Here is a 20461-nt window from a genome sequence, read left to right on the forward strand (position 1 = left end):
GCGCCGCTGGCCTGCCAGCAGTTATGCTTGCAGCGTTGGCGTTGTGACAGCTGCGGGAGGCGCGATGGGCTTGAAGATCTACTTGGCAGGTTTCGACGTGTTTCGCCTCGACGCCAAGGCGCACGGAGAGCGTCTGAAAGCCCTGTGCGAGAGCCACGGCCACCAGGGTCTCTATCCGCTGGACAATGACTGCCCCGCCGGCCTCTCAGGCCCAGAGGCCGCGCAGTGGATCTATCGTGCCAACGTCGATTTGATCCGCCAAGCCGATGTGCTGGTGGCTAACCTGAACAACTTTCGAGGCCTGGAGCCAGACTCGGGCACGGCGTTCGAGGTGGGTTATGCGGTGGCCTTGGGCAAGCCCGTGTGGGGCTACTTGGAGGACCACCGCCCCTTGCATCAGCAGGTGCTGTGCACCGAGGCGGCCAAGGGGCACTACGTCGATGCGAAGCAACTCACCGTCGAGAACTTCGGCCTACCGCGCAATCTGATGTTGGCCTGTGCGGTGCAAGGCCTTCACCACAGCTTAGAGCAGTGCTTGGCCAGCATCACGCCAAAGGGCTGAGGCGCTGGCCCGCAGGCCGGGCTAGGCGTGGGCCGATTCAGCCCACCCACTTGCGCGCGTTGCGGAACATGCGCATCCACGGGCTTTGCGCCGAGATGTCGCCGTCCGTCCAGCTCATCAGCACGTTACGGAAGACGCGCTCGGGGTGGGGCATCATCACCGTGAAGCGGCCGTCCGCCGTGGTCACGCTGGTCAGGCCCTCCGGGCTGCCGTTGGGGTTGAGCGGATAGGCTTCGGTGGGCTGGCCGTGGCCATCGACAAAGCGCAAGGCCCGTGCCACTTGGGCGCTGTCCCCGCGCTGGCTGAAGTCGGCAAAGCCTTCACCGTGTGCCACGGCAATGGGCAGGCGGCTGCCGGCCATGCCCTGGAAGAAGATGGACGGGCTCTCCAGCACTTCGACCTGGCTCAAACGGGCCTCGAACTGTTCGCTCTTGTTGCGGGTGAACTTGGGCCAGTGCTGAGCGCCAGGGATCATCGGGCTCAAAGCAGCCATCATCTGGCAGCCGTTGCAGATCCCCAGTGCAAAGGTGTCCTGGCGGCCAAAGAACGCGGCGAATTGTTCGGCCAAGGCCGGGTTGAACAAGATCGAGCGGGCCCAGCCTTCACCAGCGCCCAGGGTGTCGCCATAGCTGAAGCCGCCGCAAGCCACCACGCCATGGAACTGGTCGAGCCGGGCGCGGCCGGCCTGCAGGTCGCTCATGTGCACGTCATAGGCTTCAAAGCCGGCCTGGTCGAACACATAGCTGGTTTCGACATGGCTGTTCACGCCCTGCTCGCGCAGAATGGCGACCTTGGGGCGCGCCTTGCCAATGAACGGGGCGGCGACGTTGTCGGCCGCATCAAAACTCAGGGCTACGTGCAAGCCCGGCTGCTCGGCGCCGGCCAGCGCATGTTCGCTGTCAGCGCAAGCGGGGTTGTCGCGCTGGCGGCTGATGCGCCAGCTGACCTCGTCCCACTGCTTGTGCAGCTCTTCCAGCGGGGCGCTGAACTGGGCCTTGGCATCGCGCCAGACTTCGAGGCTGCGCTTGTCGTTCGCTTTGCCGACCACATGGCTGGCCTTGGCCAGGCCATGGGCGCGCAAGGTGGCGAGCACGGCGTCGCGGTCTGCGGTGCGCACTTGCAGCAAAGCGCCCAGCTCTTCGTTGAACAAGGCCTTGAGGGTCAGCTCCTCGCGGCGACCGCTGGTCTGGCTGGCCCAGTTCTTGGCGTCGCCCATGTCGGCGCGGCTGTCGCTGATGCCGTCGCCTTCGGTGACCAGCATGTCCACGTTCAGGCTGAGGCCGCGCTGCCCGGCAAAGGCCATTTCGCAGGCCGCCGCCCAAAGGCCGCCGTCGGAGCGGTCGTGGTAGGCCAGCAGCTTGCCCTCAGCGCGCAGCGCGTTGACAGCCGCCACCAAGGACTTCAGCAGCTCGGCGTCGTCCAGATCGGGCACTTGGTCGCCAAACTGTTGCAGGGTCTGGGCCAAGATGGAGCCGCCCATGCGGGCTTGACCACGACCCAGGTCCACCAGGATCAAGGTGGTGTCGCCGGGCTGCAATTGCGGCGTCAGCGTGCCGCGCACGTCGTCCAAGGTGACAAAGGCCGAGACGATCAGCGACACCGGGGCCACCACTTGCTTGGTCTGGCCCCCCTCTTGCCAGCGGGTGCGCATGGACAGGCTGTCCTTGCCCACCGGAATGCCAATGCCCAGTTGCGGGCACAGCTCCATGCCGACGGCCTTGACGGTGTCGTACAGCGCCGCGTCTTCGCCGGGCTCACCACAGGCTGCCATCCAGTTGGCGCTGAGCTTGACGCGGCTGAGTTCGATGGGCGCGGCCAGCAGGTTGGTGATGGCTTCGGCCACCGCCATGCGACCGGAGGCCGGGGCATCCAGGCTGGCCAGCGGGGTGCGCTCGCCCATGCTCATGGCCTCGCCGCGGAAGCCGGCATAGTCGGCCAGGGTCACGGCGCAATCGGCCACCGGCACCTGCCAAGGGCCGACCATCTGGTCGCGGTGGTTCATGCCGCCCACGGTGCGGTCGCCAATGCTGATCAAAAAGCGCTTGGAGGCCACAGTGGGGTGGCGCAACACGTTGCGGCAGGCGTCAGCCAGCGCCACGCCGTCGAGCTTCAGGGCAGGCAAGGCACGGGCCACGCGCTTCACGTCGCGGTGCATCTTGGGCGGCTTGCCCAGGAGCACGTCCGTGGGCATGTCGATGATGCGCTCGCCGCCGGGGCCGTCCTCCAAGATCAGCTCTTTGTCATCGGTGGCCACACCGACGATGGCAAAGGGGCAGCGCTCGCGCTCGCACATCTGCTCAAACAGCGGCAGCAAATCCGGGTTGACAGCCAAGGTGTAGCGCTCCTGGCTCTCGTTGCACCAGATCTCCTTGGGCGCCAGGCCGGTTTCTTCCAGGGGCACTTTGCGCAGGTCAAAGCGCGCGCCCTTGCCGGCGCCGTCCACCAGCTCCGGGAAGGCGTTGGAGATGCCACCGGCGCCCACGTCATGGATGGCCATGATGGGGTTGGTATCGCCCAAAGCCCAGCAGTGGTTGATGACCTCTTGCGCCCGGCGCTCGATCTCGGGGTTACCGCGTTGCACGCTGTCAAAGTCCAGCGAGGCGGTGTTGGTACCGGCCGCCATGGAGCTGGCTGCGCCACCGCCCATGCCGATGCGCATGCCGGGGCCACCCAGTTGCACCAGCAAGGTGCCGGCGCCAAAGGGCAGCTTGCGGGTTTGGCTGGCACTGATGCTGCCCAAGCCACCGGCGATCATGATGGGCTTGTGATAGCCACGGCGGATGGCGTTCTGGCGGCCGTCAGCGCCCTCGCCCACGGTTTGCTCGAAGACACGGAAGTAGCCGGCCAGGTTGGATCGGCCGAATTCATTGTTGAAGGCTGCGCCGCCCAGGGGGCCTTCGGTCATGATCTGCAGCGGGCTGGCAATGTGCTCGGGCTTGCCGTAGGGCTGGGTTTCCCAAGGCTCGTTGGTGCCAGGCAGGTTCAGGTTGCTGACGGTGAAGCCGGTCAAGCCGACCTTGGGGCGCGAGCCACGGCCGGTCGCCCCTTCATCACGAATCTCGCCGCCTGCGCCTGTGGACGCACCGGGGAAAGGCGAGATGGCCGTCGGGTGATTGTGGGTTTCCACCTTCATCAGCACATGGGTCAGCTCCTCGCGCGGGCCATAGGCCGGCGCGTTGGTGAAGCCTTGGGGCAGCCAGCGCTGCACCACGCCGCCTTCCATGACCGAGGCGTTGTCGCTGTAGGCCACCACGGTGTGCTGGGGGTTCAGCTTCTCGGTGTTGCGGATCATGCCGAACATGGACAGCGGCTGCTTCTCGCCATCGATGCTGAACTCGGCATTGAAGATCTTGTGGCGGCAGTGCTCGGAGTTGGCCTGCGCAAACATCATCAACTCCACATCGGTGGGGTTGCGCTTCAGGCCGGTGAAGGCCTTTTCCAGGTAGTCGATCTCGTCGTCAGACAGGGCCAGGCCAAACTCAGTGTTCGCCTGCACCAGGGCCTTGCGGCCCAGGCCCAGCACATCGACGTGGGCCATGGGCTCAGCGGTCTTGGCGTCAAACAGATGCACCGCCGCTTCGCGCTCAAAGGCTACGTTTTCGGTCATGCGGTCGTGCAGGGCCAGCGCGCAGGCCTGCAGCTCCTCGGCGCTCAAGGCCTTGCTGGCACCCGTCAGGCCGGCGATCAGGCCGTCTTTCAGGTGCAAGCGGTACTCGGTGACGCGCTCCACGCGGTGCAGGGTCAGGCCGCAGTTGTGGGCGATGTCGGTGGCCTTGGAGGCCCAGGGCGACACCGTGCCCAAGCGAGGCATCACCACCACCAAGGCGCCGTCATGCACTTCGGCCGCATCACCATAGTGCAGCAACTGGCTGAGTTTGGCCTGGTCGTGCTCGCCCAGTGGGGCGTCTGTCCAGACCCAGTGCACATGGCGAGCGCTGACGCCGGTGATGCGCGGGCAGGCGGCTTGCAACACGGGGAGCAGCGCGGCGGCGCGGAAGGCGGACAGGGCGTTGCCGCCCTCAAAGTGCATCAGGTGCTTGGCAGCTGTAGACATGGATTCCCGTCGAGGTGGCGGCGGTGGATGGCGCGCGGGTGGCGCTCAAAGTGTGCGTTTGCCCCCGCGCTGTGCGGGGTGACGCCCGTGAAAACCCGCGATTTTAGCGGCCCGTGGATAATCTCGCCATGACGATCACCATCAAAAATGCTGCCGACATTGAAGGCATGCGCGTTGCCGGAAGGCTGACCTCGGAAGTTCTGGACATGCTCGTCGAGCATGTGAAGCCCGGCGTCACCACGGACCAGCTGGACAAAATTTGCCATGACTACATCGTCTACGAGCAAAAAGCGATTCCGGCGCCGCTGAACTACGCGCCCAATGGCTACAAGCCTTACCCCAAGTCGATTTGCGCCTCCATCAACCATCAGGTCTGTCATGGCATCCCCAATGACCGGCCGCTGAAGAATGGCGACATCGTCAACTTGGACATCACCGTCATCAAGGACGGCTGGCACGGCGACTCGTCGCGCATGTTCATCGTGGGTGAAGGCTCGATTGCCGCCAAGCGCCTGTGCGCCATCACCTATGAGGCCATGTGGAAGGGCATCCAAAAAGTGAAGCCCGGCGCCCGCCTGGGCGACATCGGCCATGCCATTCAGACCTTTGCCGAGAACCAAGGCTTCTCCATCGTGCGCGAATTTTGCGGCCACGGCATTGGGCGCGGCTTCCATGAAGAGCCGCAAGTCATGCACTACGGCCGCCCCGGCACCATGGAAGAGTTGGTGCCCGGCATGGTGTTCACCATTGAGCCCATGATCAATGCGGGCCGCCGCGAGATCAAAGAGCTGGGCGACGGCTGGACCATCGTCACCAAAGACCGTTCGCTCTCGGCCCAGTGGGAGCACACCGTGGCCGTCACCGAGACGGGCTACGAGATCTTGACCACCTCTGCTGGCTGCCCGCCCCCACCGGCCTTCATCACAGCCTGAGCATGCCTCTCGCCGCTGTAAGCCCCCTGCCCCTGGCTGAGCTGCGTCAGCAGTTCAAAGGCGGCAAGCAAGCCCTGCTCGACACCTTCGCAGCGGCCCGCCCCACCGTCAGCAGCGCAGCACGCTTGCTCAAAGCGTTGGCCAAGCATGTGGATGCCACGCTGCTGACCCTGTGGCGACAAAGCGGCCTGCCCGCAGGTGCCGCCTTGGTGGCCGTGGGCGGCTATGGCCGCGGGGAGCTGTTCCCCTATTCCGACGTGGACGTCTTGGTGCTGGTGCCCGAAGCCCTCGAGGGCGACGAGCATGCACCCACGCGCTCGGCGCTCTCAGACTTCATCACCGCCTGCTGGGACATCGGGCTGGAGATCGGCTCCTCCGTGCGGACGGTCGAGGAATGCTTGGCTGAGTCGGCAGGAGACATCACCGTCCAAACGTCCTTGATTGAAGCGCGCTTGATTGGCGGCTCGCGGGCCTTGTTCAGCCGCATGAGCGCGCAGCAGCGGGCGGAAGTCGATGCGGGAGCCTTCATGCGGGCCAAGACGCTGGAGATGCGCCAGCGCCACACCAAGTACGAGGACACGCCCTACTCGCTGGAGCCCAACAGCAAAGAAAGCCCAGGGGGCTTGCGCGACCTGCAGGTGGTGATGTGGGTGGCCAATGCGGCCGGCCTGGGCCGCAGCTGGACCGAGTTGGCGGCCAATGGCTTGATCACACCCTTCGAAGTCAAACAGTTGCAAAAGCACGAAGGCGCCTTGAAGCTGATTCGCGCCCGCCTGCATCTGGTGGCCAAGCGGCGTGAAGATCGCCTGGTGTTCGATCTGCAAACCGCCGTGGCCGAGAGCTTTGGCTATGTGGCCACGCGCAGCGAACGCGCCTCCGAGGCCTTGATGCGCCGCTACTACTGGGCGGCCAAGGCCGTGACCCAGCTCAACCAGATCTTGATGCTCAACATCGAGGAGCGGGTCAGCCATTCTGAGGCCACTCCCATGCGACCCATCAATGCGCGCTTCCTCGACCGCGCCGGCATGCTGGAAGTGGCACGCGACGACCTCTATGAGGACAACCCGCACGCCATCCTCGAGACCTTTCTGATCTACCAGCAGACGCCCGGCATCAAGGGCCTGTCGGCGCGCACGCTGCGCGCGCTCTACAACGCGCGGCATGTGATGAACGGCAAGTTCCGCACCGACCCGCTGAACCGCGAGATGTTCATGGACATCTTGCGCCAGCCCGAAGGCCAGACTCATGCCTTCCGGCTGATGAACCAGACCTCGGTCTTGGGCCGCTATCTGTGGGTGTTCCGCGGCATCGTGGGCCGCATGCAGCACGACCTGTTCCACGTCTACACCGTGGACCAGCACATCCTGATGGTGCTGCGCAATGTGCGGCGTTTCTTCATCCCTGAGCATGCGCACGAGTACCCGTTTTGCAGCCAGTTGGCCGCGAACTGGGACAAGCCTTGGCTGCTCTACGTCGCAGCCCTCTTCCACGATGTGGCCAAAGGTCGTGGCGGCGATCACTCGGAGTTGGGTGCGGAGGAAGTGCGACGCTTTTGCCGAAGCCACGGCTTGAGCCGAGACGACACCGAGTTGGTGGCCTTCTTGGTGGGGCATCACCTGACCATGAGCCGAGTGGCGCAAAAAGAGGATCTCTCAGACCCAGGGGTCATCACTCGCTTTGCCGCGCAGATGAAAGACGCCCGCCATCTGACGGCCTTGTATTTGCTGACGGTCGCGGACATCCGCGGCACCAGCCCCAAGGTCTGGAACGCCTGGAAGGCTCGGCTGCTGGAGGACCTCTACCGCTACACCTTGCGGGTGCTGGGCGGCTCGCCGCCCAACGCCGACGCAGAGATCGAAGCCCGCAAGCAAGAAGCCCAGCAGATTTTGGCCTTGCACGCAGCCCTGCCAGGCACCGAGCAGCCGCTCTGGAAAACACTGGATGTGAGCTACTTCGCGCGGCACGACGCGGCCGAGATCGCCTGGCATGCGCGCGCGCTGTGGCGGCATCTCGAGACCACCAGCCCCGTGGTCAGCGCACGCCCGTCCCCCATCGGTGAAGGCCTGCAAGTGCTGGTGTTTGCGCCCGACCAAGCCGACCTCTTCGCCCGGCTCTGCGGCTACTTTGACGGCGCAGGGTTTTCGATCCAAGGCGCCAAGGTGCACACCACGCGTGCGGGCTATGCTCTGGACACCTTCCAAGTGGTCAGCGCGACGGACCCCGATCAAGGCATCGCCGCCTATCGCGACATGATCTCGCTGGTCGAGACCCAGATGCAGCAGGCCTTGCGGCCAGAGAGCCCGCTGCGAGAGCCCAGCCGAGGCCGGGTCTCCCGCCGCGTGAAGTCCTTCCCGGTCACCCCGCGCGTCTCGCTGAGGCCTGATGAGAAGGCCCAACGCTGGCTCCTGAGCGTCAGTGCAAGCGATCGATCTGGGCTGCTCTACGCCATAGCCCGGGTCCTTGGCTCGCACCAGATCAGCATCCAATTGGCCAAGGTTTCTACCTTGGGTGAGCGGGTGGAGGACACGTTCTTGGTCAGCGGCGACGCCTTGCAGCATGCCAAACATCAACTCCAGGTGGAGTCCGAGTTGCTCGACGCGGTGGCCTGAGTGCGCCCCTCAGCCTTGGCGCCTCCCGGAACACCCTCAGTGTGAAGGGCCAGCGCCTGAGGCATGATCAATCGCATGGCTGGACTTGCTCAATATCAAGTCCATCAACTCAATGTGATGTCAGGATATCGCCCCATGCCCATGAAGATGGCCGAAAAGGCGCTGCAGGAATCTCGCAGCTTTGGTGTTCGCCGTATCCCGGTCTTGCGACCCTTGGGGTGGCTTGCGCGTGGCTGGAAGGATTTGATGACGTCACCGGTGCCGGGCCTGCTGCATGGTTTGGCCTTTGCAGCAGGCGCGGCCCTGGCGATCTACATCGCTGGCAATCGGTTTTGGTTGTTGGTCGGCTTGTTCTCGGCCTTCCTGATCGTGGCGCCCATCTTGGCCACCGGCCTCTACCAAGTCAGCCGTCGCATTGCCCAAGGTGACAAGCCCGGCATTGAAACGTCGATGGCTGCCTGGAAGCCCAGAGACGGCAGACTTGTGGTGTTCGGGGTGCTGCTCGGCTTGACGGGCTTTGGTTGGATGGTCACCTCGGCCTCCCTGATCATTGGGTTTGCAGGCGCGCCCGTGAACACGCCCATGGATTTCTTGAAGGTCGTGGTGTTGGCCCCCACCGGTCATGTTTTTGAAGTTTGGCTGGGCCTGGGCGCTCTTCTGGCCGCCCCGGTGTTTGCATCGACCGTCGTCGCCATCCCCTTGTTGCTCGACCGCCATATCGGCATCTTGGGAGCGATATTCACCAGTTGGCGCGTGGTGATGGAGCACCCTGCCCCCTTGGCCCTGTGGGCTGCATTGCTGCTGGCCATGACCCTGTTGGGCATGGTCACGGTGGTCGGCTTGATTGTGATCGTGCCCTGGTTGGCCCACGCCAGCTGGCATGTCTACCGCGACACGGTAGACACCTCGGGGCTGTCGGAGCGTTCCTGATGTTCGGCTACACCGAAGAACAGATTGCATGGTTTGGCCTGACCTTCGGGGTCACGGCCTTCATGCTCTACATGGTCTTCATCATTTTGCAGTTAGCGCGCGAGTCCCGCGCGGGACGATTCGGCACTTTCATTTTGCTGCTGGGCTTGGGCGTGGGTTTGCTCGGTTTTGCCGCCAAGGGCCTGATCAAATACTTCATGGCTGGCATCGTCGAATGAGCGGCTCTGGGTCGCTCGGGCGCGCCGTCTCGGGCACCATCGGCAAGCTGGTGCCACAGCGGCACTCCCTTTTGGACGATGCCCAAGCCATCGTCACCGGCACGCTGTTTGTGGCGCTGGGCCTGCTGCTCTTCAAGCAAGCCGGCCTGATGACGGGCGGCATTGTGGGCTTGGCCTTTCTCACGCACTACGCAACTGGGTGGACATTCGGTGCGGTGTTCTTCGCGCTCAACTTACCCTTTTACATCCTGGCTTGGCAGCGCATGGGCGCGCGTTTCACGCTCAAAACCATGGCCGCCGTCACCTTGCTGTCTGTGGGCTCACAGGGGCTGCCCCAGGTGCTGACGCTGCAATCGGTCAACCCGGTGTTTGCAGCCATCGCCGGGGGCCTCTTGGTCGGCGCGGGCTTTGTGGTGCTGTTCCGTCACAAAGCCAGCCTCGGCGGCTTGAACGTGCTGGTGATGTGGCTGCAAGAGCGCTTTGGCTGGAGCGCGGGCAAGCTGCAGATGGGCATTGACGCGGTGATCCTCTTGGCCTCGTGGCCACTGATGGACGCCCAGCGCTTGGCGCTCTCCATCTTGGCTGCGGCTGCGATGAACTTTGCACTGGCCGTGAACCACAAGCCGGGCCGCTACGTGGCGTTCTAGCGCGCGGGTGGCGCCATTGAAAAAGGCCGACTGTCGTCGGCCTTTTTTGCGTCCCCTGACTAGAGCCCCCTCTTGGAGGGGGCTGGGGGAGCTCACTGAACCCCGCAGGGTTAAGCGCGCAGCGCTTAACCCATGTGCAGGCCGCCGTTGCAGGAGAAGTCGGCGCCGGTGGTGAAGCCGGAGTCCGGGCCAGCCAGCCAGGCCACGATGGAGCCGATTTCTTCGGGCGTGCCCAAGCGCTTGACGGGGATGGTGGCGACGATCTTTTCCAGCACTTCGGGCTTGATGGCGCGAACCATGTCGGTGCCGATGTAGCCCGGGCTCACGGTGTTGACCGTCACGCCCTTGGAAGCCATTTCTTGGGCCAGCGCCATGGTGAAGCCGTGCATGCCAGCCTTGGCCGCCGAGTAGTTGGTCTGGCCAGCTTGGCCCTTCTCACCGTTGACCGACGAGATCTGGATGATGCGGCCCCAGCCCCGCTCGACCATGTCTGGCACCACTTGCTTGGTGACGTTGAACATGGAGTTCAGGTTGGTGTCGATCACGGCGTGCCAGTCATCGGGGGTCATCTTCAAGAACATGCGGTCCTTGGTGATGCCGGCGTTGTTGACCAACACATCGATGGGGCCGTGCTCTTCCTTGGCCTTGGAGAAGGCCGCGACGGTGGAGTCCCAGTCGCCCACATTGCCCACCGAAGCGTAGAAGGTGAAGCCCAGCGCCTTTTGCTCATCGAGCCACTTGGCGTAGTCGCGGCTGGGGCCACAACCCGCGATGACCTTGAAGCCTTCCTTGTGCAGGCGTTGGCAGATCGCCGTCCCGATGCCACCCATGCCGCCGGTGACGTACGCTACTTTTTGACTCATTACATTGCTCCTGTCTTGATGAAATCGAGAATCGACGGCCTTGATGATGAACCGCCGATTCCCTGTGTTTGTTCAGTGAATACCCGCTGATCAGCGCTCAACGGTCAGCGCCACACCCATGCCACCGCCGATGCACAGCGAGGCAATACCGCGCTTGGCATCGCGGCGCTGCATTTCGTGCAGCAGCGTCACCAAAATGCGGCAGCCCGAGGCGCCGATGGGGTGGCCAATAGCAATCGCGCCGCCATTGACGTTGACCTTGCTGGTGTCCCAGCCCATTTCTTGGTGCACGGCGCAGGCCTGTGCCGCAAAAGCTTCGTTGATTTCCAACAGGTCCAGGTCGGCCGCCTTCCAGCCGGCACGCTCCAGCGCCTTGCGCGCCGCAGGCACCGGGCCCATGCCCATGATGGCAGGGTCCAGGCCCGACGAGGCATAGCTGGCGATACGGGCCAGGGGCTTCAAGCCCAAGGCGGCTGCCTTGGCAGCGCTCATCAGCATCACGCCGGCCGCGCCGTCATTGATGCCCGAGGCATTGCCGGCGGTGACCGAGCCAGCCTTGTCAAAGGCGGGGCGCAGGCCCGCCAGCGCCTCGGCGGTGGACTTGCGGTTCAGGAATTCGTCGGTGTTGAAGACCAGTGCGTCACCCTTCTTCTGGGGGATCAGCACGTCAACGATTTCGTCCTTGAACTTGCCTGCGTCTTGCGCAGCGGCCGCCTTTTGCTGCGAGGCCAGCGCCAGGGCGTCTTGCATCTCGCGGGTGATGCCGTACTTCTTGGCCACGTTCTCGGCGGTGATGCCCATGTGGTACTGGTTGTAGACGTCCCACAGACCGTCATTGATCATGGTGTCGACCAGCTTCCAGTCGCCCATGCGCGCGCCGTTGCGGCTGTTGGGCAGCACGTGGGGCGATGCGCTCATGTTCTCTTGGCCGCCGGCGATGACGATGTCGCTGTCGCCGTCACGAATGGCTTGCGCGCCCAGCATCACGGCCTTCAGGCCAGAGCCACAGACCTTGTTGATGGTCATGGCGGGCACACCATGCGGGAAGCCCGCCTTGATGACCGATTGGCGGGCCGGGTTTTGGCCGCTGCCGGCCGTCAGCACCTGGCCCAGGATGACTTCGCCGATTTGCTCGCCGCTGAGGCCCGAACGTGCCAGCAGGCCCTTGAGCACCGTGGCGCCCAACTCAGGGGCTGGCACACCAGCCAGCGAACCACCAAACTTACCCACCGCAGTACGGGCTGCGGCCACGATGACGATGTCAGTCATATTGTGTCTCCTATCGAATGGACGAACTTTGAATAAGGGACGCAGGCTGCCAAACCAGACCTGCGCCCCACCGAGCCCTGCGCTGGGGGCCCGGGGGAGAAACTCAGGCCTTGGCCTTGACGTAGCGGCCCGGGGCGGGCTCGATGGCCTTGTACTTGCGGCTGCCCGGAGTCTTGGGCGCGGCAATCATCTTGCCGGCATGGCCGCCCAGCCACTCAGCCCAATCGGGCCACCAACTGCCGGCGATGGACTCGGCACCTTCAAACCAGTCATCGGCCTTGGCCGGCAGATTGTCGTTGGACCAGTAGTTGCGCTTGCCTGCCTTGGGTGGGTTGATCACGCCGGCAATGTGGCCGGACGCACCCAGGATGAAGCGCTTCTTGCCCTTAAAGACGCCGGTGGAGGCATAAGCGCCCTGCCACGGCACGATGTGGTCTTCACGCGAGGCGTAGAGATACACCGGGGCCTTGATGGCACCCAGGTCCAGCTTCTCACCACAGACGGTGAGCTTGCCCGGCACCTTGAGATTGTTTTCCAGGTAGGTGTTGCGCAGGTACCAGCAGTACATGGGCCCCGGCAGATTGGTGGAGTCGCCGTTCCAGTAAAGCAGGTCAAACGGCGGTGGGGTCTCACCCTTCAGGTAGTTGCCCACGACGTAGTTCCACACCAAGTCGTTCGGGCGCAGGAAGCTGAAGGTCTGGGCCAGCTCTTGGCCCTTCAGCAGGCCAGGCCCCTTGGGCGACTGCGCGCCGATGGTCATCTCACGCAGCTGCACCGCAGGCTCATCAACAAAGATGTCGAGAATGCCCGTGTCGGAGAAGTCCACAAAGGTGGTCAGCAGGGTGACCGAGGCCGCGGGGTGCTCACCGCGGGCGGCCAACACGGCCAAGGCGGTGGACAAGATAGTGCCGCCCACACAGAACCCCAAGGTGTTGAGCGTGTCTGACCCGGTGATCTCCTTGACCACGTCGATGGCCGCGATGGGGCCCTGCTCGATGTAGTCGTCCCAGGTCAGATGGGCGCAGGACTCGTCGGCATTGCGCCAGCTCACCACGAACACCCGGTGGCCTTGCTCGACGGTGTAGCGGATCACCGAGTTGGCAGGCTGCAGGTCGAGGATGTAGTACTTGTTGATGCAGGGCGGCACGAAGAGCATGGGCTTTTCGTGGATCTTGGCCGTCAGCGGCTTGTATTCGATGAGTTGGAACAACTCATTCTCGAACACGACGGTGCCTTCCGTGGTGGCCACATTGCGGCCCACTTCGAAGACGCTTTCGTCCGTTTGCGAGACATGACCTTGTTGCACGTCGTGCCACAGGTGCTGCAGGCCTTGGCTGATGCTCTCGCCCTTGGTCTCCAGGGCTTTGCGCTGGGCCTCAGGGTTCAGGGCCAAAAAGTTGCTGGGGCTGACGGCATCCACCCACTGCTGCACCGCAAAGCGAACGCGCGCCTTGGTCTTTTCGTCGCCTTGAATCTGCTCGGCCATCTGCATCATGGTGCGGGCATTCAGCAGATACATCTGCGCGGTGTAGGCGGCAGCGGGGTTGTCCGCCCAGTCTTTAGCCGCAAAACGCCGGTCTGCCGGCGGCGTGACTTTCGCACCGCCTTGGCCGGTCACCGCTTGGAGCGACTCATTCCAGAGCTTGGTGGCTTGCTGCAGGTAATCGGACTGCACCGACGACATCGCCTGCGGCGGCAGACTCAGATCGCTCATGGACTTCCAGATCTGGGTCAGCGCGGCGCCAAAGGCCTCTGTGCCGGCCAGCACTTGCGCACCGGCCTCTCCCGAAGACGCTGTCGTCTTTTTGCTCATGCTCATGTCTCCTTGCGACCAAGGCCGCGTTGTCGGTGTGCCGTGGGGCGCACCAGCCTCTAACATTCAGCGCGCCTTGCCTCTTGGCTGAGGAGAGCGCACGCTTGAACATCGCTCATGCGGGCTTTCCACTTTGTACGGCGGCAAGCTTACCTCATGATGACTCTAATTCTCATTAAGTGATATTGCGTATCACCATTTGAAATATGTACATTGTTGCCATCGCCTGGATGTTCGTGGTCGTGCTGATGGCGGCCGCCGAAGCCACGTCTTCACAAGGCTCGGTCTTGGGTGCGCTGATCACTTTCCTGATGTACGGCGCACTGCCCCTGGGCCTGGTCCTCTACATCATGGGAACGCCGATGCGCCGACAAAAGCGGGCCGCGCGCGAAGCACAAGACCAGGCGGCCCTGGCAGCCACGTCAGCCACCCCCTCAACGCCGCCACACAGCAGCCGCATGGCGGCCGGTGACACGGTCCCGCCGGAAGGAAAAGAACCGTGAGGCATCGCTGTAGGTGCACCACGTTCCACCACTGATCTGCTCGACCCCGGCTTGCCGCAATCGACAACGGGCCAACCCCGCCAGGTCTGCCCACCATTTCCCAGGCGCAGCGCCCGGTCGGAAGTAGGCGGCGCCTGCCGCACCAAAGGCCTCGCGCACGTCCTCCCCGACCTCAAATGCATCCGGCCCGATACAGGCCCCGAGCCAAGCCTGGACAGCGCTGGGCTGGGACTGCGTTGCCGCGCACAAGGCCTCCAGGGTGTTCTCCAGAACGCCAGCGGCCAAGCCGCGCCAACCCGCATGGGCCGCTCCCACGCCTGAGCCATCGGCGCAAGAAAACAACACCGGCAAACAGTCAGCGACCAACACCGTGCAGGCCAGCCCGCGCTCTGTGGTGATGCTGGCGTCGGCCTGCTCAAAGCTGCTCTGAGGTGTGAGGCCGCCCTCGCCCCCCAGCCGCACCACTCGGCAGCCATGGACCTGATCCAGATAGACCGGCTTGGCGCCCTCCAGGGCAGCCGCAAATCGGCCTTGGTTCTCAAACACGGCTGCAGGCTCGTCGCAAGCGTCGCCGCGCAAGCCTGGGGGACGCAAGTTCATGCTGTGGAAGGGGCCGGCACTGACGCCCCCTGCCCGTGTTGCCATCAAGCCGCCCACACGTGCCGTCAGGCCTTCAGCCACCAACCACTCCCCGTGGCGGGCGCCCTGCATCATCGCGTCATTGGGCATCAGGGCATTTCTCCGGGCGCGTCGCTTCAAAGGCCTCCAACTTCATGCAGTTGGCAAACACGCGCATGACATTTGGGACATGCTCCGTGCGGCACTCAAAGCGCTGGGCATTGAAAATCTGCGGCACCAGCACACAGTCCGCCAATCCGGGTGTCTCGCCATGGCAATACGTGGTGGGCTGGGCAGCCAACTGGCGCTCTACCGTCTCCAAGCCAGACTCCACCCAGTGTCGGTACCACCGGTTCTTGTCGTCCTCGGACACGCCCAAGCTCTGCGTCAGATAGCGAAGCACTCGCAAATTGTTCAGTGGGTGGATCTCACAGGCGATGTCGAGCGCAAGCGCCCTCACCCTGGCCCGCCCTAGCGCATCGCTGGGGAGCAAGGCAGGTGTGGGGTGGGTTTCGTCCAGGTACTCCAAAATCGCCAGTGATTGGTGCACCAGTTTGTCTTCATCTCTGAGCAAAGGCACCAAACGGGCGACCGAAACGGCCGCAAAGCCTTCGCTCGTTTGCTCGTTTCGGACCAGGTGTACGGGCGTGTAATCGAATGACAGACCTTTAAGGGCCAGGCCAATTCGAACGCGATAGGAGGCCGAGGATCGGAAGTAATTGAACAATTCCATGGACAAGCTCCAACAAGGCAATTTCTAAACGACCGGTACAGCAAGGAATGAGACATCCATGGCAGTAATCTCACACTCCTGACGCGCGCGCGGCCACTGTGGATGATGATGCCACGCCCGGGCGCTACACTCGACCTTCCATGCTGGCACGACGCCCTATCAAATACTGCCGCGAGTGCGGCACAGCGGTTCAATATCTGATCCCAGCAGACGACTCTCGTCCGCGGGCGGTATGCCCCGCTTGCGCCACGATCCATTATGAGAATCCACTCAACGTGGTCGGGACCCTCCCCGTCTGGGGCGAGCAAGTGCTGTTGTGCCGTCGCGCCATTGAGCCGCGTCACGGGCTGTGGACCTTGCCGGCAGGCTTCATGGAATTGAATGAGACCACGGCTCAAGGCGCCCAGCGAGAAACAGATGAGGAAGCGGGTGTTCGTATTGAGCTTCAGGATCTGTTTTCTGTGCTGAATGTCGCGCGGGTGGGCCAAGTCCACTTCTTTTATCGCGCCCGCATGCTCGACACCACTATGAACCCGGGGCCAGAAACACTGGAGGCCCGGCTTTTTTACGAACACGAGATACCTTGGGACGAGCTGGCCTTCCGCACCGTGAAAGAAACCCTGAGCTTCTTCTTTGAAGACCGACGCCAGGGTCAATTCGTGGTGCATTGCGCCGATATCGCCTGAATCGAACTCTTAGACCTAGGGGCCGCAGACGCGGTATTGGCCACTCCATGACAGATCCACGCTCGACGCCACCGTCCGGCAGCCCAGACGCTGCTCCTGTGCCCTCACCGGCCGGCGCCCCCAGCCCCGTGTCTCAAAGCGCCGTGCAGCCCGCTGCGCCAGCCCCAGCCGCCGCGGCACAGGCGGCAGCCCCACGCGTAGCGCCGCAAGATCGTATGCGTGAAGACTTGCTCCGCACCGACCCCTTGCTCGACTGCTTGGTGGAGACCTGCCGCCTGCACGGCCACAGCGCCACGCGGGCGTCTTTGTCGTCGGGCTTGCCGTTGGCAGAGGGCCGCTTGCCCCTGGACATGGCAGAGCGCGCGGCAGCCCGCGCGGGCATGTACACAAAGCTGGAGCGCCGGCCAACCGACGAGATCGACGCCGCCGCTTTGCCGGCGATCTTGGTGCTCAAGAACAACAACGCCTGCGTTTTGTTGGGCTGGGATGGCGACAAAGCCCGTCTGCTGCTGCCTGAAACCGGCCAGGGCACCGTGACCTTGAGCAAAGCGGAGCTCAACGAACGCAGCACAGGCTTGGTGCTCTATGTTCGGCCGCACTTCCGCTTTGATGGGCGCTCGGCCGAAGTGCGCCCGCCCAAAGAGGGCCATTGGTTTTGGGGCTCCTTGCTGTCTCAGCGCTTTGTCTACAAGGACATCCTCTGGGCCGCCGCACTCATCAACCTGTTTGCCATCGCCACCCCTCTGTTCTCGATGAACGTGTATGACCGGGTGGTCCCGAACAACGCCGTTGAGACCCTGTGGGCCTTGGCTGTTGGCGTGTTGTTGATCATGCTGGCGGACTTGGTCATGCGCAAAATGCGCAGCCGATTTGTCGACGAAGCCAGCGCCCGCATCGACGTGCAGATCTCAGCCACCCTGATGGAACGCGTGCTGGGCATGAAGCTGGAAAACCGGCCCGCCTCTGTCGGGTCCTTCGCCAGTAATTTGCGCGGCTTCGAACAGGTGCGCGACCTGATCGCCTCGACCACCGTGACGGCATTGGTCGACTTGCCTTTTGCCCTGTTGTTCTTGCTGGTGATCATTCTGATCTCGCCTTGGCTGGCCCTGCCCACCATTCTGGGCTTCGTGGCCATCTTGGTGGCGGGCTGGATGATTCAGGACAAGCTGCATGCCCTGGCTGAGACCACCTACCGAGCCTCCGCAGCCCGCAACGCCACTTTGATCGAGAGCCTGTCGGGCATCGAGACCATCAAGACCCAGGGTGCCGAGGGTGTGATCCAAGCGCGCTGGGAGCGCGCCAACGTGTTCTTGGCGAACACCAACGTCAAGATGCGCGCCCTGTCCTCCGGCGCCACCTACATGACCAACTTCATCGTGCAGTTGGTGAGCGTGGTCAACGTGGTCGGTGGCGTCTACCTGATCAGTGAACGGATGCTGACCATGGGCGGCTTGATCGCTGTGGGCATGTTGGCGGGCCGGGCTTTGATGCCTGCAGGTCAAATCGTCGGTCTGCTCATGCAGTACCAAGGCGCCCGCACATCTCTGGAAGGGCTGGAGCAAATCATGGCCAAGCCCGTGGAGCGCCCTGACGGCACGGCCTACATCCACCGAGCCAAGCTGAAAGGCGAAATCGAGTTCCGCAATGTCAGCTTCGGCTACCCCGGCCGCAAAGACAGCGCGCTCGACGGTGTGAGCTTCCGCATTCGGCCAGGCGAGCGGGTGGCCCTGATCGGCCGCGTGGGCTCAGGCAAGTCGACCATGCAAAAGCTGATGATGGGGCTCTATCAGCCCAAGTCCGGCTCGGTGCTGCTGGACGGCATTGACATCAATCAGCTGGACCCGGCCGATTTGCGTCGCAATATGGCCTATGTGTCGCAAGACGTGCTGCTGTTTTACGGAAGCCTGCGCGAGAACATCACCTTTGGTCTGCCGTTTGCCGATGACAGCGCCGTGGTGGCTGCAGCAGAAGCCGCGGGTATGGCGGACTTTGTGAACCGCCATCCTGAGGGCTTTGACCTGAATGTGGGCGAGCGCGGAGAACAGCTCTCGGGCGGCCAGCGCCAAAGCGTCGGCTTGGCGCGCGCACTGCTGCACAACTCGCCGATTTTGCTGCTCGACGAGCCCACCAGTGCGATGGACTTCTCCACTGAAGCCGCCATTACCCAGCGCTTGACGGAGTTCAGCCGCGACAAGACCGTGGTGCTGGTCACGCATCGAACATCGTTGCTGTCTATGGTCAGCCGGGTCATCGTCGTTGATGGCGGCAAAGTGGTGGCCGATGGGCCACGCGACCGAATCATGGAAGCCCTGCAGGGCGGCCGCATTGCGAGGGCCGCATGATGACTCAAGCTCCTATGAATGCTCCCAAACCTGACCAAGCGGGCGCGCCCGCTCCGGCCTCGCCCGCGGTGCAAACCAGTCTTGTCGATGCGCCCATCCAAGGCCCGGCAGGCGGCGAGTTGACACCAGCAAGCACACCGCCCGCCGGCGAGAAAGAGCCCTCCGCCTTGAAGCGCAAGCTCAAGCCGCTGACGGACTTCTTCCTTGCGCCGTCGACCGGCATGGATATGCCAGGCATGGCTCAGTTCGAACTGGCTGCCAACGGGGTGATGAGCCGCCAAAGCACGCTGCGTGCGCAGCAAATTGTCCGCATGGCCGTGGCCATGTTGGTCATCCTGCTGATTTGGGCCGGCTTTGCGCACGTCGATGAAGTCACTCGCGGCGAAGGCCGCGTTGTGCCCTCGCGGCAGTTGCAGGTGCTGCAGGCACTTGACGGCGGCGTGGTAGATGAAATCTTGGTGCGAGAAGGCGAAGTCGTCGAGGCAGGCCAGCTTCTGCTGCGCATCGATGAAACCCGCGCCACCTCAGGTGTGCGTGAGAGTGCCGCCCAAGGATTAGCCCTGTCAGCCCGCGAAGCACGTCTGAGAGCCTTGGCTGAGGGCAGCAGCTTCAGGCCGCCTGAACCTTCCAATGATGAAGAAAAGGCTGTGGTTGAAGAAGAGCGTCGCCTTTACGAGTCCAAAGTCACCGAGCTGAGCACCTTGGTTTCTATCAGCCGCCAGCAGCTCTCGCAGCGCCAACAGGAGTTGTCGGAGATGCAGTCACGCCGCGCAGCCGCCCTGCGCGCACTGGACTTGGCCCAGCAAGAGCTCACACAGACTCGCCCCTTGTTGGCAACCGGTGCGGTGTCTTCTGTGGACATCTTGCGCTTGGAGCGCGAGGTCAGCCGCAGCCGAGGTGACGCCGAGCAGGCCGCCGCTCAAATCAGCCGGGTTCAGGCCGCCATCGGCGAGGCCAACCGCAAGATCCAAGAAACGGAATTGAGCTTCCGGAACGAGGCTCGCAAAGAATTGGCTGAAACCAAGGGCAAGATCAACGTGCTGAATGAGGGCGCGGTCGGCCTGGCTGACAAGGTGGACAAGACCCAGGTCAAGTCCCCCGTCCGCGGCCGTGTACAGCGCTTGCTGGCCAAGACCGTCGGTGGCGTGGTCCAACCCGGTAAAGACATTGTTGAGATCGTTCCACTGGATGACACGCTGATGCTGGAGGCCAAGGTCCTGCCCAAGGACATCGCCTTCATTCGCCCCGGCCAAAGTGCCATCGTGAAGTTCACTGCCTACGATTTCTCCATCTACGGTGGCCTGGAAGCCAAGGTCGAGACCATCAGCCCAGACACGGTCATCGATGAAAAGGGTAACGCCTATTACTTGGTACGGGTGCGAACGGACCGCCCTAGCTTGAGCGATAAGCTGCCCGTTATTCCCGGCATGACCGCCGAGGTCGATGTGCTGACCGGCAGCAAGACCGTGCTGTCGTATCTGCTCAAGCCCGTCTTGAAAGCCAAGGCCTATGCCTTGCGCGAGCGCTGACCCCCTCAGGCTCGATACAAATCGCAATTTTTTGATTTCCGGCACTTTTTGTGCCGGAAATCACATTCAGCAAGCCAACTGATCCCACAAGAAGCATGGGCAACATGCCTACTTCCTGTTGTATCTAAGTTTAGTTACACTCCTGCTTTGGGT

General features: G+C 63.2%; 16 protein-coding genes. 10 read left to right on the forward strand and 6 right to left on the reverse strand.

Annotation, left to right across the window (positions count from 1 at the left end):
* Window positions 1-64: 64 nt before the first annotated feature.
* Window positions 65-562: a nucleoside 2-deoxyribosyltransferase gene (locus KAK11_RS15855; RefSeq protein WP_210810206.1), complete on the forward strand. Its 498-nt coding sequence runs from the start codon at window positions 65-67 to the stop codon at window positions 560-562.
* 37 nt (window positions 563-599) lie between these two features.
* Here the strand turns inward: KAK11_RS15855 and purL are convergent, their stop codons facing one another.
* Window positions 600-4616, reverse strand: a complete 4017-nt coding sequence (gene purL / locus KAK11_RS15860) for a phosphoribosylformylglycinamidine synthase (protein ID WP_210810207.1) — start codon at window positions 4614-4616, stop codon at window positions 600-602.
* A gap of 128 nt (window positions 4617-4744) precedes the next feature.
* Between purL and map the strand changes: the two genes are divergently transcribed.
* From map to KAK11_RS15885, 5 genes are all read left to right on the forward strand, one after another.
* Window positions 4745-5548 (forward strand): type I methionyl aminopeptidase, encoded by an 804-nt coding sequence (map, locus tag KAK11_RS15865; protein ID WP_210810208.1) that lies wholly within the window; start codon window positions 4745-4747, stop codon window positions 5546-5548.
* 2 nt (window positions 5549-5550) lie between these two features.
* On the forward strand, window positions 5551-8157 hold the full coding sequence (locus tag KAK11_RS15870) for a [protein-PII] uridylyltransferase (RefSeq protein ID WP_210810209.1): 2607 nt from the start codon (window positions 5551-5553) through the stop codon (window positions 8155-8157).
* 75 nt (window positions 8158-8232) lie between these two features.
* The gene (locus tag KAK11_RS15875; protein WP_246499043.1) at window positions 8233-9087 is read left to right on the forward strand and encodes a DUF2189 domain-containing protein; all 855 of its coding nucleotides are present in this window, start codon (window positions 8233-8235) and stop codon (window positions 9085-9087) included.
* Window positions 9087-9305: a DUF2788 domain-containing protein gene (locus KAK11_RS15880; RefSeq protein WP_210810210.1), complete on the forward strand. Its 219-nt coding sequence runs from the start codon at window positions 9087-9089 to the stop codon at window positions 9303-9305. Before KAK11_RS15875 ends, KAK11_RS15880 begins: the two co-directional genes overlap by 1 nt.
* Window positions 9302-9952 (forward strand): YitT family protein, encoded by a 651-nt coding sequence (locus tag KAK11_RS15885; protein WP_210810211.1) that lies wholly within the window; start codon window positions 9302-9304, stop codon window positions 9950-9952. The genes KAK11_RS15880 and KAK11_RS15885 overlap by 4 nt, the downstream gene beginning before the upstream one ends.
* A 125-nt stretch (window positions 9953-10077) precedes the next feature.
* Here KAK11_RS15885 and phbB read toward each other — a convergent pair whose 3' ends face one another.
* The 3 genes from phbB to phaC all read right to left on the reverse strand — a co-directional run bounded on the left by phbB (window position 10078) and on the right by phaC (window position 13897).
* Window positions 10078-10815 (reverse strand): acetoacetyl-CoA reductase, encoded by a 738-nt coding sequence (gene phbB, locus KAK11_RS15890; protein WP_210810212.1) that lies wholly within the window; start codon window positions 10813-10815, stop codon window positions 10078-10080.
* A gap of 90 nt (window positions 10816-10905) precedes the next feature.
* On the reverse strand, window positions 10906-12084 hold the full coding sequence (locus KAK11_RS15895; protein ID WP_210810214.1) for an acetyl-CoA C-acetyltransferase: 1179 nt from the start codon (window positions 12082-12084) through the stop codon (window positions 10906-10908).
* Window positions 12085-12187: 103 nt separating this feature from the next.
* Window positions 12188-13897 carry a class I poly(R)-hydroxyalkanoic acid synthase gene (phaC, locus tag KAK11_RS15900; RefSeq protein ID WP_210810215.1) on the reverse strand — a complete coding sequence of 570 codons (1710 nt, stop codon included), beginning with the start codon at window positions 13895-13897 and terminating at the stop codon, window positions 12188-12190.
* Window positions 13898-14103: 206 nt separating this feature from the next.
* On the opposite strand from phaC, the gene KAK11_RS15905 reads away from it, so the two are divergent.
* Window positions 14104-14400 (forward strand): hypothetical protein, encoded by a 297-nt coding sequence (locus tag KAK11_RS15905; RefSeq protein WP_210810216.1) that lies wholly within the window; start codon window positions 14104-14106, stop codon window positions 14398-14400.
* Here KAK11_RS15905 and pgeF read toward each other — a convergent pair.
* Window positions 14332-15129 carry a peptidoglycan editing factor PgeF gene (gene pgeF / locus KAK11_RS15910; protein WP_375140693.1) on the reverse strand — a complete coding sequence of 266 codons (798 nt, stop codon included), beginning with the start codon at window positions 15127-15129 and terminating at the stop codon, window positions 14332-14334. The genes KAK11_RS15905 and pgeF overlap by 69 nt on opposite strands.
* Complete coding sequence (gene maiA, locus KAK11_RS15915) at window positions 15119-15751, reverse strand: maleylacetoacetate isomerase (protein ID WP_210810217.1); 633 nt, start codon at window positions 15749-15751, stop codon at window positions 15119-15121. Before maiA ends, pgeF begins: the two co-directional genes overlap by 11 nt.
* Before the next feature lie 140 nt (window positions 15752-15891).
* Here maiA and KAK11_RS15920 point away from each other — a divergent pair, with 140 nt between their 5' ends.
* The 3 genes from KAK11_RS15920 to KAK11_RS15930 all read left to right on the forward strand — a co-directional run bounded on the left by KAK11_RS15920 (window position 15892) and on the right by KAK11_RS15930 (window position 20308).
* Window positions 15892-16437, forward strand: coding sequence for an NUDIX hydrolase (locus tag KAK11_RS15920; RefSeq protein ID WP_210810218.1), 546 nt, complete (start codon window positions 15892-15894; stop codon window positions 16435-16437).
* 215 nt (window positions 16438-16652) lie between these two features.
* On the forward strand, window positions 16653-18779 hold the full coding sequence (locus KAK11_RS15925) for a type I secretion system permease/ATPase (RefSeq protein WP_210810463.1): 2127 nt from the start codon (window positions 16653-16655) through the stop codon (window positions 18777-18779).
* Window positions 18780-19000: 221 nt separating this feature from the next.
* A complete protein-coding gene (locus KAK11_RS15930; RefSeq protein ID WP_210810464.1) occupies window positions 19001-20308 on the forward strand; it encodes an HlyD family type I secretion periplasmic adaptor subunit in 1308 nt (435 codons plus the stop codon).
* The last annotated feature ends 153 nt before the right edge of the window (window positions 20309-20461 follow it).

This window comes from Ideonella paludis, from assembly GCF_018069865.1.
GTDB classification, from domain to species: domain Bacteria; phylum Pseudomonadota; class Gammaproteobacteria; order Burkholderiales; family Burkholderiaceae_C; genus Ideonella; species Ideonella paludis.